The following is a 14,365-nucleotide window of genomic DNA, read 5'->3' as shown; positions in this document are numbered from 1 at the left end:
ACTTACGGAACACGGTTCCACCCCGCCGCGTGGATGACCTGTGCGATACTGGCGACAGCCGCATCCCCCCAGCGGCTAGGTCCCGTTTGAGTCGAGCATCCCCCCTGCTCCTCGCGGGGCCGACCTCCATCAAGACGGTCTCCCACGGGCTACGCTGGTCTTATGTGCGCCTCCTACGGTCTCGATCCATTGTCCACCTATGGCCTGGAACCTCTCGACGAACGTGAGACGAGGAATGCCCTCGAACGGTGGCAGAAGGAACGGGGCGGCAACGCGAAGATCACCGGGAAGAAGGCGCTGAACTTGAACCCGCTGATCACCTCCGACGAGGACGGCCACCGCGAGCTGAACCTAGCCTGGTGGTGGATTCACGTCGGCAACGAACCAGCACAATTCTCCGCGTTCAACGCGAGGGACGACAAGTTGCTCAGCTCACGTGTGTGGAAGACACCGTTCCGTGAACATCGGGCGCTGGCACCGGCCACCTGGTACGTGGAGAAGGGGCGGAAGTTCGCACTGCCGGGCGGGGAGGCATTCGGCATCGCGTCGATCATGACGCTGGCGCACCGGGACGACGAGCCAATGCTGACCTACGCCCTGGTCACCCGTGATGCCGTGGAGCAGGCGGCGACGGTGCACCCGAGGATGCCACTGGTGCTGCCACGGGAACTTCACGACGACTGGCTGGACCCGAGCAACGTCGGTGACGGGGAACTGCTAGCTGAGGCACTGTCGGCATCGGAGGAGCTGAGCCGGTCGATGGAGTTCGTCGACGGACGGTAATCAGTCGCATTACCGAAGACCCCGTCCTACTGATGGCGAAGTAAGCCGTTGTATCGTAGGTGATACTAGTCGCCTGAAGAAGGAGGACCCGTGGCCAGGAGCGAGACAAAGGTCGCTAAGGTGTTCGAGGCAAAGCTCCAATCGGACGGCTCATATCAGCGCCTTAGCGCCCGCAGGTGGGACAAGGAACTCCGTGACATTGCGGAGGACAACAGCCTGGCAGAACGAAAAATCGGTGAGATCTACTACGACCCCGTGGAACAGGATGGTCATTACCTGCTCGGGATGCATAGACCCGTAGACGGGTCGTTCAGGACTGAGATCAACGAGGATGCGTCGTCCATCACCGACGTCATGTCGAATGATGCCTCTGCGCGCAAGCTCGCTGACTCTAGCGCCGTACTCTTCTCCGACACACACCATGTCTTTTTCTTTGCGTCTGGTGGCAGGAATGCTCCGCCAGCCAGCGCAGTTCTCCCCTTCCTCAGCGAGTACTTTCCGGGGCGTGACGACGAACGATGGAAGGTGGAACCCTATTTCGACAAGGGCCAGACTGAGCGACTGAAAGAGGCGAAAGGCCTGGTCAAGTTCGCCACCAAGTTCTCAACTCAGCGTGACTTGTTCACGCCCGTAGATGGAGGCACGGGACCTGCCGCCTTCGCGGACAGGATCGCAGACGCTGTCGGGCAGGATGTCGAGGTCGAGATCAGTATCAAGCTGCCGAAGCAGTCCAGGGGAAGTCGAGCAGCTGCGAAGCTGCTCGGCCTGGTCCGCAACGACTTGTCCAGGACCGTACCGGAAGGTTCCAACGCTACAGCCGAAGCGATCATTGATGACGAGCTCACTGAGGAACTCTGGCTCGTGGCCCATAAGATGGCGGCGAAGTTCGATCTGCACCTGGAAGATGCTGAGCGACGGGTCTTCACTGACCTGCTTAGGGGGCTGGCTTCGGTATCCTCTGAGCTAAACGCCAAGGTGAAAGCTATCGAACAGGGGTGAGCAGCATGCGAAGACGATTGCGGGACGCCCTCGTCAACCACCCTATCTTTGATCAACTCGCCCCTGTGGCCGCAGTCATCCTGTGGTTCTTTTGGGGAGGTGACCTCGTCCCGGATGCTGGAGGAACACGGCTGGAGATCTACGGGGGTGTGGGGACGCTCGCGGGATTGGCACTGGCCGCATCAACTTTCGCATGCACCATGACCTACCAGAGCTCCAACTCTCTACTGACCACCATGCGGGAGACGTACCACGACGAACTCAAGAGAAACTGGACGTCGATCATACTGTCGAGCTTGGCTTGCGCGGTGCTGCCGGTACTCGCGATGGCTCTGGACGAACACCAGCCACACTTAGCATTCAGTATGGTCACCTACGCCCTCGTGCTCCTCGTCCTCCGGTTCGGGAGAAGTGTGTGGTGGCTTCGACTCAGCCTATTCATCATCGACAAGAGTGATCTCGTGACTCAGGCCGAAGCGCCGCCGCTGCGCAGCAGGTCGTCGCGGGAGACCCGCGACTAAAGTGTTCCCGCCGAGGTCGGATAGGCCCTCGCCCCTTTATCGACGACTACCGTAGGCACTCAAAAGCCACTGGAACGGCCGGGTAGCCAGTCACCGAGAAACGATCGCAAACGGCAGTGACACTAACTATACTTCTTCTGTTAGTATCCTGGGGAAACAGACTCGTCGGTGGCGGAGCTCCGTGCCGCCGCCACGGCATCACTGACGTTATTCGAGGATTCCCATGACCCGTCGCGCCCACCCGCGTGTGGCTGCCGCCGCCATGGCCGCTGCCCTGCCCCTGTCCGTCATCAGCGTGATCGGCGCTGGACCCGCGTTCGGCGGTGAAGCACAGCCGGTGGCCGCACCGAATTCCGGGGAGAAGTCTGCGGTGCCGGGATCACAGTACAGCGGGACTGCGGCGATCCACGGACCATTCGATACTCGCGCTGAGGCCGAAGCCGACGGCTACATCGATGAGAACAACGCAGGGTGGCGTGACTCGGTCTACCAGGCCGAGGACGGTGCGAACGAGGACGAAGGCACCTCCTGGTCCGCTGGGGACCGCTACACCCGCATGGAGGAGCTGAAGGTCACCTCTCAGGCGATGGGTGGCCGGGAGATCCCGGTGGTCACGATCCGGGCGAAGAACCCCGACGCTCCGACGATCTACCTGCTCAACGGCGCCGACGGCGGCGAAGGTAGCGCCAACTGGCTCAAACAGACCACCGCGATCGACTTCTACGGTACCCGTACCCAGGACGTGAACGTGGTCATCCCGATGGCCGGACGGATCTCGTACTACACCGACTGGCAGCAGGAGAACGCAGCCCTGGACACCGACAACCACGGTGTCGGCACCAAGCAGATGTGGGAGACCTTCCTGACCCAGGAACTGCCCGGGCCTATGGAAGATCACCTCGACACTGCCAGTGGCACACGGGCGATCATCGGCATGTCCATGACCGGTTCCACTTCCCTGGTCTACGCCGAGAAGTACCCCGGCTTCTACGACGCGGTCGGATCGTACTCTGGCTGTGCTGCGACCTCCGGTGAATTCTCGCAGGCGACCCAGCTGATCCTGGACCGGGGGCCGGCGACCTTCAACCAGATGTGGGGCGATCCCGACGGGGCCGTGGCGCGTGAGAATGATGCCCTGGTCAACGCCGACAAGCTGGCCGACCAGCACAACATCTACGTCTCCTCTGCCGCCGGACTGCTCGGTGACCATGACGTATCCTCCGGCGACGTGTTGAACGGCAACGTATTCGGCATGATCACCCCGATGACCGACGGGCTGGCCATCGAGGCAGGGAGCAACGTGTGCACGCACCTGCTGAAGTCAACGACCGATGACCTGGGCATCAGCGAGGCGTCGAACAACCTGGTCTACAACATGCGCAATACCGGCACGCATCAGTGGGCCTACTGGCAGGACGACATGTTCGAGTCCTGGCCGGTCATCGCGAAGGGACTCGGGTTCAACGAGAGCAAGGCCCGCGCCCAGACGGAGGCGGCGAAGGCGGACTACCTGGAAGGCAACCCGGGAGCAGGAGCCGAGGGGTCGACGCCTGTGTCGTCACTGCTGCCGGTCTTCGACGCTGTGGAGCAGGAACTTGCCGATCAGGACGACACAGTGGTTAGGGGTAGGTAGGCAACAGGCTGGTGGGGATTTGTTCAGCAACGCCCCACTCATGGCATTTGCACAGTCTGATATCTTCTATCTATCAGGATTTGTAGGTAAGAGCAGGGCGCATGGCTGAGCTTAAGCTCTGCTCCGGTCTGTATGGGAGGAGATAATTGTATGAACGGACGCATTAGCTGGGACCGATACAATGGCGATGACCTTGAAGCGGTGATCGCTATGATGATTAATCGCGAGCATACAGAATCAATTAGAATACGACCCTCGCAGGGGGATGGTGGCATCGATATTCTGGATAGGGGGGTGGGTCCTAACGGCGGCGATGTAGTATATCAAGTTAAAAACTATACAAGCCCTCTTGATAGCGGTCAGAAATCTAAAATAAAGTCTTCCTTGGAGAAGATTATGCACCCAGACAAGCGAGATGATCGTTGGGCGGGACTTAATGTAACTCGGTGGAGGCTCGTTCTTCCCCTGGACCCTACACCTGAAGAATATACTTGGTTTCGCGAGACGTTGTTGGCTAATTATAATGTAGACGCAGTATGGGATGGCCTGACCGTTGTTGAGCAGTTGGCGGCAAAGTACGACGACGTGGTGGATTACTACCTTAGGCAGGGGGCAACAAAGATACAGCAGGCAATGGTTGCAGTATATAACTGCACATGGCTTGACAATATACCGACTGATAAGCTGTCACCGCAAGAGATTTCTGAACGAGTGCAGAGGTCCCTATCGGTTCTAGAGCATGATCCTCACTATCTATACGATTTTCATTTCGGGCACGGCGACCTTCCCGAATTTCCTAAGCGGCCGAACTTGGTATTAAGTGTAGGTCAGTCAGACAGGGAGAGCGATAGCTGGCAAGCTATCGAAGTAATTGCTCGTTGCGCAGAATCGGTCAATCAGTGCCCGATCACAATTAATGGAAGAATTACTGCGAAGACCGGAAGTAAACTCGATAGCGACGTTAGAGAATTTCTCGATTTCGGGACGCCATTTTCCAGCCCGCCAGCGTCGTTCGAAGGCACGCTTGATGCCCCTGGCGGGCTCGGAGGAAATTTTGATTCGGCGTCGATCAGTATACTTCCGTCGCCCTCCCATGACCTGGGTGACAATCGGGACCTCCACCTGGAGATACTTGATTCAAATGAACAGGTGATAGGTGCGGTGGATGCCGAACGGATAGGACGAAGTCAGGGGGCTCTCGGAAGTCGGGCAGTATTTAACGAAAGTAATGGTGTCTTGTCCCTGGCCATACTATTCAATCAAGCTGAGCAAAGTACTAGTATCACACTTACGACGAAGAAGTTTTTCGGCAAGCCCGTAGCGGCCGTTCGTGATGGTCTTGAGTTCGTAGCGAACTTCCGGAGTCCATACTCCCTTCGTACGAGCCGCAAGCACACTCCTGCAAATCTAGGTGCTTGCATTCATCTGCCGATCGCTGACGATGAAGAGCGTACGAGCAGCATTGAGCTGCAACTCCATGTGGCGCGACTTCTTGTTGAACTCCAGAATTATACTTCTGATCGGCTAGTTTTTCCTTCTGCTGAGGTAATAGACGAGCAGCTTCGGTCATGGGAACAGTCGATAGGGTTGCTCGATGGTGAGTCGCTGGTCGGTACGATCGCCGACGATAAGGTCCTCGTCGTTGTCGTCGATGAGGAGACTGCCGTACCCGAAGTATCCTTCTCAATCCGGATTCCCCTCGCGACGTGGGTAGGCGAAACGCTCGTTCAACTGGGATATACGGACGTTCATATCGAGGATCCCGAGTATGTCGCTGAGCCGGTCGTGCAGGGTGATCGGAAGTTACATTCAATCCGTGTTCCTAGCAACAGAATCAGGTATACGATCGCGGAGGACTAATGCTGGCGTGTCAAGTTCGGAGCTGACAGGGCTGAGTATCGTGATGTCGAGCTGGGGAAGAAGCTCTGCTCTTGCCCTTTCTGCCCTCTGGTGACTACTGGACGATGAAGCCCCGCTTCCCGGACGGTGCCTGGTAGCTCGTCCACTTCGGACGCTTGACATTCATCCACGCGACGACGTCGAGGATGCGAAGGTCACTGATGGTGCTAGGGAGGACGACCGCTGACCGTATATCACCGAGCTTGTCCCGGAGGCCCTTGTTGGTCGACATCTCGGCATGGACGGTGTCGAGAAAAACCGCCTCCGGCGCGAGACTCGCCTTCACCACACTGTCGAAGATCGGGAACAGCTTGGGACGCTTGCGGGCGATGAGCTTGGTGGCGGTCACTTTGCCGACGCCCTTGATGTCCCGCAGCGCCTGCTCCAGCTTTCGGACCGGCCAGTCGTCCGGCAATGGACCAGGTTCCTTCGCCAACTTCCGGTCCGGACCGATCTCTGCCAGCAGTTCAGACAACTGTTCGCGACGGTAGTACAGCACCTCCGCGGTGTGGAAACGGTCTATGCGGATGCTCAACATGGACAGTGCCAGAACATCGGCCTCGGTGAACTCATTATTGTGCGCCGGGGCCGGTGAGCAGTCGTCGAAGAAGGCTCCACTGAAGTACGGCGGGTTATCGGCCCGGCTAGGAAAATCATCGAAGCGGGCGGCGTAGTACGCGCCAACGAGGCTGATGGCGGCTGTGAGGTCGCCGGATGCCAACGGTTCTGGGATGTTCATTTTTCAGCGTGGCTCTCGGTTTTCGTGGTGCCGGACGAAGTTTCGCTCACTATACCGAGAACTCGGTCGCCTGCCCGACCCACCTCATCCCCACCGTCTCGCGCTGGAATACGCCCAACGATGATTCGTCAGACCGCCACGAGCTACGTCTGCTGGTAGACCGCCTGCACCCGGTCGAACCTGCGATGCGCGAGATCATCGGTCCGGATGAGGAAGTACACGGACCCTTCGCCGAAGTCCTCGGCTTGCCAGTCTGGGAGGCTGAGCTGGAGGAGCAGTCGCCAGTCGCAAACCGTGTCATCGGGTTGCAGCTCCATGTCCTCGCGGGGATTGTACTGTTCCTGTTGGGGTGCGCCGAGGAGTTGGTGGTGGCGCCAGTCAGGGGTGATGAACACGCCGCACTCCATCGCGAACATACCGAACTCGTCCTCCCATCCGTCACTGACAGGGCTCTCCATGAAAGCGTCCAGCACTGGATCATCATTACCGGGTGGAGTGACACCACGGAACAGCGTCAGCGGGCGAGCCTCGGAATGGTAGCAGTCTGGCGGGTATCCATCGCCTCCGCCGGTGCCGTGTGCCGCGGCCTCCGCCAGATCGTCCGGCATCGTCGCTGTATGCAACTGGTCAGCGGCAGTATCGTCCCACAGCACGTGTGCCGCACGGGCCGCATCGCCGTCCTCACCGAGCTGCACGTCGTAGAAGACAAGGATACGTCCGTGATCGGGGAGATCAGCGGCCAACTCGCCCAGGGCGTGTGCCTCTGTGCAGTCGATCTGGCAGATGAACGCGTAGGGCAGTGAGCCTAGTTCTGGCCGTGGCCAGTCGATTCCCCCAGGCAGGTCGGGCTCCCCACCCAGTCGGCTGCCTCCAACCACCGACGGACTATCCGGGGCCGTCGGGCGCAATCCGATCCCGGGGCGGAGAACCTTCATGGCCTCGTCGAGGTGTTCGTCAGCGATGAATTCCGTGGCAGCCTCTCGGGCCTGCTCCAGTGAGTCAAACATGCGCTTCAGGGTACAGGTGATGGGGCGGTCACAGACCGCCGTAGCCGAGTGGGTGTGCAGCACCGCCGATGATTCCGCAACACTACCGGTGATGATGACGCCCGGTAGTCAGCGAAACGCCGGCAGAGTGAGGCCTGACCGTGCTCTAGGGACTACAACCGGATCCCCCGCGGCCGAGTTGAGCAGCCCGTCACCCTAATCCTGTCCCCGTAAGCTCGGGGACGGATCACGACGACGGGTGAACCTACACGTAGGGCCGTACAGAAGTTACGTTGGTTCGTCTGGAATCGAGTTCACGCGGCCTGCGACCGATAGAAAGCACGTGCGATGAGCTGCCTCGCACGTTCCGCATCCGCATTGCCCGCGAAGATGACCTCGCTGACCCGACTCAGGACGTCGCCAGCACCGAGAACAGCCTCGTCGGTACTCGCCTGGAGGTCCGGGCTCTCCTCGAACTGTGATTCACTGTTCGACTTCGCCTGCTGCACCAGGGTCTCGTCCTCGCTGAGCTTGGAGAGGATCGTAGCCACCGCACCGTGCGTGGTCTCCTCGGACTCGCCCAGCATCGTCGAGAGCTCACGGACGACCTCAAGAAGCGCAACCATCTTCGGATCACGTGGCTCACCACTTGCCACGGCGGTTGTCCCCGTGACGACTCCCCCGGCGGAAATGTCGATGTCGACAGGCTGCTCCCCAACGAGTTGAAGGCGGGTGAGCTCGACATCGGTGAGGTCGATGGTCTCGGAGATCTCCGTATCTCTTAGATGCGGCGCGAGTAGGCGCAGGTAGATTGCCTTCTTCGCCAGGTCGGTGTGCCCGTAGTCGACGACCTGGGTCATGAAATCGTAGAAGTTCAGGAACGAGGTGGTGTTCTTGCGAAAGAGCTCGAGCTCATTGAGCTCGATGCGATCCTCGGTCAACTGCGCATGCTTCCACCGATCCCGGAACCTCTTCTTCGCCGGCCCCAGGCCTTTGGCGATCTTGCCGTTGACTTTGGATCCCGTCCCGGTTCCCTCTGTCACGAACACTGTTGCGACGCCCTCGACCTCGTCGGCTTCGTAGATATCAGCACCGTCGAGCTTCGACACGATGTCCCAGATGAGATTCGGGTCCGTTACCTCATCAACGTGCGCGTCATTGAAGTAGGGCTCGAACGATTCCTGGATCTCCGCAGGCTCGTTGACGAAGTCAACGACCTGCGTCATCGCTGCGGTCTTCTTCGTCCCCTTCGCTGTCGTGTGCGTCCGATTCAGTCGGGAGAGGGTCTGCACGGCGGTGATGCCGGAGAGCTTCTTGTCGACATACATCGCGCACAGCAGCGGCTGATCGAAGCCGGTCTGGAACTTGTTGGCCACGATCATCACACGGTACTGATCACTCTTGAACTCCTGACGCAGATCACGGGTACCAGGGTTCATCGTCGCTTCAGTCAGGCTCTCCAGCCCGAGCTCAGCACTGGTGTCCGCGTCCTCGACAGTCCCGGAGAAGGCGACGAGGGTTCCATAGCCGAGTCCCCTCGACTTGATGTACCGGTCCATCTCGCGCTTGTAGCGCACGGCACCAAGGCGGTTGGGAGAGACGACCATGGCTTTAGCCGAGCCATCGAGCAGGTGCGCGACGTTCTCGCGGAAGTGCTCGACGATGATCGCTGCCTTCTGCGCGATCGTTGTCGGATTGACCTTCACCCACTGCATCACCTCCTTCTTCGCCTTGGTCTCATCGACCTCGACGTTCAATGAACCTTCGACCTTCTCCCCCAGATCGAAGTACATCTTGTAGGTGCGGTAGCCACGCAGCACGTCGAGGATGAACCCCTCCTCGATCGCCTGCTTCATCGAGTACAAGTGGAACGGCCGGGGTTCGCCCTCGTCGCTGTCACGGTGCCCGAACAATTCAAGAGTCTTCTTTTTCGGCGTCGCAGTGAATGCGAAGAACGAGATACCCTCGTGAGAGGCCCTGGCCGCCATTTCGTGGCTGAGCATCCTGTTGATCATCATCTGCTCGGCATCAACCTCGACTTCACCGGTTTCGTCGAGCTCTTCTTGCTGTTCTGCTGTGAGCACACTCTTGAGCTGTGCTGCGGTATTACCCGACTGTGAGGAGTGCGCCTCATCGGCAATGATGGCGAACTTCTTCGCCTTGAGCTCGGAGGCGTTCTGAATCTTGTCGAGGATGAACGGGAACGTCTGGATGGTGACGACCACAATGAGCTTGCCCGACTCAATGGCGTGACCGAGCGCTCCGGACTTCGACGCCGTGTTCCCTTCGCTAAGGTTGGCGTACTCTCGGATCGCCTTGTCGTCGATGGTGGCGACGATCGACTGGTTGTCCGCATCGATCTGCTTGATCGCCTCCTGCAGCTGCGCATCCAGCACGTTGCGGTCGGTGACGACGATGACCGTATCGAAGATCTTCTCGTTGTTGACCTGCAGGCGTGCCAGGCGGTGGGCCAGCCAGGCAATCGAGTTGGTCTTGCCCGACCCGGCCGAGTGTTGGATGAGGAAGCGCTTGTCGGACTCAGGGGCGGTAACTGCTCGTTCGAGCTTCTCGACGACGTCCCACTGGTGAAAACGAGGAAAGATCAGCGTGTACGAGCGCTTCTGCCGACCGGTGTTATCGCGGGTCCGGGACTCAGAGATCCAGATGAAGCGGGAAAGGATCGCCAGCCACGCATCACGCTGAAGTACCTGCTCCCAGAAATAGGCGGTCCTCTGCCCGTTCGGGTTCAGCGGGTTGCCTTCCCCACCGTCTTCTGTGCCACGGTTGAATGGCAGGAAGCGTGTCTTGGCCCCGTCGAGCTTCGTGGTCATCCAGACCTGGTCCTCGGACACGGCGAAGTGCACCAGGGCCCTAGTGCCGTTGCCGAGCAGCGCGAAGGGCTTCTTGCCCTTGGGCTGGATGATGCGCTCACGGTACTGCTGCTTGGCGTTCTCGACGGTCTGGGTGTTCTCGGTCTTGACCTCTGCTGTTGCAACGGGGACTCCGTTGAGGAAGAACACCAGGTCAATGGACTTGTTCCCGTCACCGTAGTGGACCTGCCGCATCACGCGCAGACGGTTCGCCTCGTACTTTGCCTGCGTTGTCGGATTCAGGGAAGTCTCGGGCCTGGCCTGCATCATGTCGAACTTCGCCGACCCGGCACCGAGTCCTGCGACGTTGAAGCCCTTGCGCAAGGTGCGCAGAGCGCCCTCGCGATCGGTCATCGGCTTGTCCAGGCTTGTGACGAGGCGGTCGAGCAGCATGCGTCGACGCTTCGCCTCGTCCGGAGAGCCTGGCTTGACGAACTTCTCGAATGCCTGGGGCTGTGTTTCCTGGAGCCACGAGAAGACGTCCTCAGGCACAAGTGCGCGCTCGACGTCGTAGAGGTCGTCGTTTTTCGAGTACAGCCACCCGTGTGCTTCGAGGTACTCGGCGAGCTCGCGCTCGAACTCGATCTCCTTGTGCTGACCACTCATGCTTCCTCCCTTACGTCAATCTGTCCGGTCACCGCTGCCGTGATAAGCGCCGCACGGCGCTCTTGAGACAGATCAATGAGCTCCTCGGACTCGGAGATCAGCTCATCAATGCGGGAGATCTGCTCGCTTACGAACGATACGATTTCCTGCTGCTTTCGAATGGGCGGGACTGGTATCGCTATATCGCCCATCTGTTTCCAGTACATACGCCATTGCGACGGGCGAATTCCTGTCGAACGGACAACATATTGTCCAACCATTCGAGCACTTCTCAAATATAGGTGCGCGAACATAGGGTGCAACCGCTCCGTTGTCGGCCGTAGAACCTCATAATCGCCGCTGACAATTCCTCGATGCTGGGATATTCCGAGTGAGCCCTGCCAAGCCTTCATGCGGTTGACAACGAGGTCACCTGGACGAACAAGGAGGTACCGTGAGACGTCCTCAGGAGTAACATTGTAATTATCTTCACGCGAACCCTTCGGGATTACACCATAGTCCCGATAGACAGATAGCACCTGCTCGCCATGCTGATTTCGAACTTCCGCTGGAAAAAACAGATAACGCAGCCGGATTCTTTCGGCAACAGACTCTTCGGCACCCTGGTCTATCACGGATTTCCGTCGTTCCCTCAGCGTTTCAATGAGATCACGCTGCTCGGTGATCAGCTTGTCGATCTTCTGCGTCTCACGGTCTAGATAGTCAGCAATAGCCCGCTGATCATCGAGGGGCGGAGCGGGGAGACGCACCTCCGAAAGCTGCGCCGACGATACCTCCATGAATGTGGTCCCCCTGCCAATTGAGTTTAGGAAGTCACTAGACCCCATTAGAGCGTAAGTCAGGAATCGTGAGTCATGGTCGACTGTCGGAACAATTGCTCGACAGCCCTGATTGAAGGCGGAATCGCTTGATGTACGCGCCACGTATCCGATAGGAGCACGAATAGACAAAATAACACTACCGGCCGGCACTACACTTGAGCCGGCACGGACTCCTGCAGCCGACAGTGTCCGCTCGGTATCAAATACAGTCGCACCAAGCACTGGTCGAAGATCGGGAGGAGTAATAAAGGGAATACCCCCGTCCCAGAACTCTCCTTCGGCACGCGGGGTTCCTCCGTTCACGATTTTTCCGATCCTACGAAGAGCCAGCTCAGGCCATCGAGTTGCCGTTCGGCCAGAAGACGTCATGCCTCCACCGCCTTTAGCAGCGTCATGATCTTGGCGACCTTCGCCTTGAGGTCCTTGTCGATCTCTTCGAGTGGACGTGGCGGTACGTACGTGTAGAAGATCCGAGTGAACGGGATCTCGTAGCCAACCTTGGTCTTCTTATGATCGATCCAGGCATCGGGCACATGCGGTGCCACCTCAGCGTCGAAGTACGCCGCGATCGTCGCGTCCTTGCCGTCTGCGCCCTCGGTGTTACCGCCGTAGGTGAACGGCACGTTCTCGGTATCACGCTTCTTGGTATCCGGCTTGGGGTTGCCCTTACGGTCTCGCACGACCTCGCCGTCGTCATCCAGCAACGGCCGTTCGACGGTGATCGTCCAATAGCCGAACTCACTGGTGGGCAGGATCTTCGAATGCTCGCCATCCTCGTGGGCATCGTAGATGCCCACGATCTCATCGCGCTGGGCGACAGGGATCTCGCGACGCTTGGAGCCCATGCCCTTGCGCATCTTCGTCCACTTGCCACTGGCATCGATGAGTTGCACATTGCCGCGTCGTTCGGGCTGCTTGTCGTTGTCAAGGATCCACACGTAGGTGGCGATGCCGGTGTTGAAGAACATGTCGGTCGGCAGCGCAATGATGGCATCCACGAGGTCTTCCTCGAGCAGCCACTGGCGGATCTTGCTGGGACCCGACTCGGCAGCACCGGTGAACAGAGGTGAGCCATTGAGGACAATGCCAGCTCGGCCACCGCCCTCGTGCGCAGGACGCATCTTTGACACCAGGTGTTGCAGGAACAGCATCTGCCCGTCGCTGACAGGCGGTAGACCAGCATTGAACCGACCAAGCCGACCTTCCCGGTGCTCCTGCTTCACCGACTCCGCAGCGGCCTTCCAGTCGACTCCGTAGGGCGGGTTGGAAAGGCAGAAGTCAAAGGTGCGGCGGGAGAACTCATCCCTGATGAGAGTGTCGCCCTTGCGGATATTTCCGATGTCCTGGCCCTTGGAGATCATGTCCGACTTGCAGATCGCGTAGGACTGGCCATTGATCTCCTGACCGTAGAGAGTCAGTCGAGCGCTGGGATTGCGCTCATGCAGTCGCTCCTCCGCAACTGAGAGCATGCCACCGGTGCCGGCTGTGGGGTCGTAGACGGTGCGAACGACGCCCTCACCGGTCAGCGACTCCTGCTCCTCGGCGAAGAGCAGGTCGACCATCAGGCGTATCGCGTCACGAGGTGTGTAGTGCTCCCCGGCCTCCTCGTTGGATGCCTCAGCGAACTTGTAAATGAGGTGCTCGTACAGCTCGCCCATCTCAGCATTGGAGATCGCATTGGGGTGCAGGTTGACACCGGCGAACTTCTCGACGACGAGGTAGAGGCGGTTGTTGTCATCGAGGGTGTTGATGACCTGCTCGAAGCCGAACTGTTCGAAGACGTCAATGTTGGACGAGAAGCTCGTGACGTACTCGATGAGATTCTCTCGAAGCTGGTCCGGGTCGTCGAGCAGCCGGTTGAAGTCGTACTGGCTTGTGTTGTAGAACGACAGGCCCGTCGCCCGACGCATCTGCGCGTCGAGGACCCCACCAGTGTGAAGGGCCGCCGTTGACCGCATCAGGTCTCGCCTGGATGCCATGAGCGCGTCGAGGCGGCGCAGGATGGTGAACGGCAGGACGATGCTGCCGTATTGATGCGGCTTGTACACACCACGGAGTTGGTCAGCGATCGACCAGACGAAGGGTCCGAGATTACTCATTCACATTCCTGCCTCAGTTGAGCGGTACGACATAGGTGATCGTACTTGCCCTACGAGCGACCGGTGGGCAGGTGGTCTGGCCGTGTCACGTGTGGTCGTAGCTTCGGACATGTACGTTCAGCAGGTTCTCAAGGAGGCGATGCTGGCGAAACAGCAAGCCACCGCTCCATGACCACATTCCGGCCGCCCACTCTCGGCCGTCGACCGAGACAGAACCGCCTGGGAGGGGGCATAACGCAATCGCGTCTCCCTCACCACGACATGACAAGCCCTCCCCGACTCTCGGTGCCGGAGAGTCGGGGAAGTAGTTGAGCGTCGGAGGGGTGACCGTCAACCACTACCCCGCCCTACTCACTAGAGAGTCGCCATTTTGCTTAGCACCTAGAAATAACAGTGAGCCAAGGCCGGT

At 59.1% G+C, this 14,365-nt stretch carries 10 protein-coding genes; 5 read left to right on the top strand and 5 right to left on the bottom strand.

The window, feature by feature from the left end:
• The first annotated feature begins 162 nt into the window (after positions 1 to 162).
• From PQI66_RS08005 to PQI66_RS07985, 5 genes are all read left to right on the top strand, one after another.
• On the top strand, positions 163 to 783 hold the full coding sequence (locus PQI66_RS08005) for an SOS response-associated peptidase family protein (protein ID WP_339997314.1): 621 nt from the start codon (positions 163 to 165) through the stop codon (positions 781 to 783).
• A gap of 90 nt (positions 784 to 873) precedes the next feature.
• Complete coding sequence (locus tag PQI66_RS08000) at positions 874 to 1,782, top strand: hypothetical protein (RefSeq protein WP_339997313.1); 909 nt, start codon at positions 874 to 876, stop codon at positions 1,780 to 1,782.
• Positions 1,783 to 1,847: 65 nt separating this feature from the next.
• The gene (locus PQI66_RS07995) at positions 1,848 to 2,303 is read left to right on the top strand and encodes a hypothetical protein (RefSeq protein WP_339997312.1); all 456 of its coding nucleotides are present in this window, start codon (positions 1,848 to 1,850) and stop codon (positions 2,301 to 2,303) included.
• Between the two features lie 223 nt (positions 2,304 to 2,526).
• Complete coding sequence (locus PQI66_RS07990) at positions 2,527 to 3,936, top strand: alpha/beta hydrolase (protein ID WP_339997311.1); 1,410 nt, start codon at positions 2,527 to 2,529, stop codon at positions 3,934 to 3,936.
• Between the two features lie 150 nt (positions 3,937 to 4,086).
• Positions 4,087 to 5,796: a hypothetical protein gene (locus tag PQI66_RS07985; protein WP_339997309.1), complete on the top strand. Its 1,710-nt coding sequence runs from the start codon at positions 4,087 to 4,089 to the stop codon at positions 5,794 to 5,796.
• Between the two features lie 94 nt (positions 5,797 to 5,890).
• On the opposite strand, the gene PQI66_RS07980 is transcribed toward PQI66_RS07985, so the two are convergent.
• The 5 genes from PQI66_RS07980 to PQI66_RS07960 all read right to left on the bottom strand — a co-directional run bounded on the left by PQI66_RS07980 (position 5,891) and on the right by PQI66_RS07960 (position 13,956).
• Positions 5,891 to 6,574, bottom strand: a complete 684-nt coding sequence (locus PQI66_RS07980) for a DUF6308 family protein (protein ID WP_339997308.1) — start codon at positions 6,572 to 6,574, stop codon at positions 5,891 to 5,893.
• A gap of 143 nt (positions 6,575 to 6,717) precedes the next feature.
• A complete protein-coding gene (locus PQI66_RS07975; RefSeq protein ID WP_339997306.1) occupies positions 6,718 to 7,581 on the bottom strand; it encodes a YwqG family protein in 864 nt (287 codons plus the stop codon).
• A gap of 293 nt (positions 7,582 to 7,874) precedes the next feature.
• Entirely contained in the window at positions 7,875 to 11,036 is a 3,162-nt protein-coding gene (locus tag PQI66_RS07970) for a type I restriction endonuclease subunit R (RefSeq protein ID WP_339997304.1), read from the bottom strand.
• Complete coding sequence (locus PQI66_RS07965) at positions 11,033 to 12,226, bottom strand: restriction endonuclease subunit S (RefSeq protein WP_339997303.1); 1,194 nt, start codon at positions 12,224 to 12,226, stop codon at positions 11,033 to 11,035. The genes PQI66_RS07970 and PQI66_RS07965 overlap by 4 nt, the downstream gene beginning before the upstream one ends.
• Positions 12,223 to 13,956: a type I restriction-modification system subunit M gene (locus tag PQI66_RS07960; protein ID WP_339997302.1), complete on the bottom strand. Its 1,734-nt coding sequence runs from the start codon at positions 13,954 to 13,956 to the stop codon at positions 12,223 to 12,225. The genes PQI66_RS07965 and PQI66_RS07960 overlap by 4 nt, the downstream gene beginning before the upstream one ends.
• Positions 13,957 to 14,365 lie beyond the last annotated feature (409 nt).

The organism is Corynebacterium sp. USCH3 (genome assembly GCF_037619475.1).
Classification (GTDB): domain Bacteria; phylum Actinomycetota; class Actinomycetes; order Mycobacteriales; family Mycobacteriaceae; genus Corynebacterium.
This window is presented reverse-complemented; position numbering and strand designations above follow the sequence as displayed.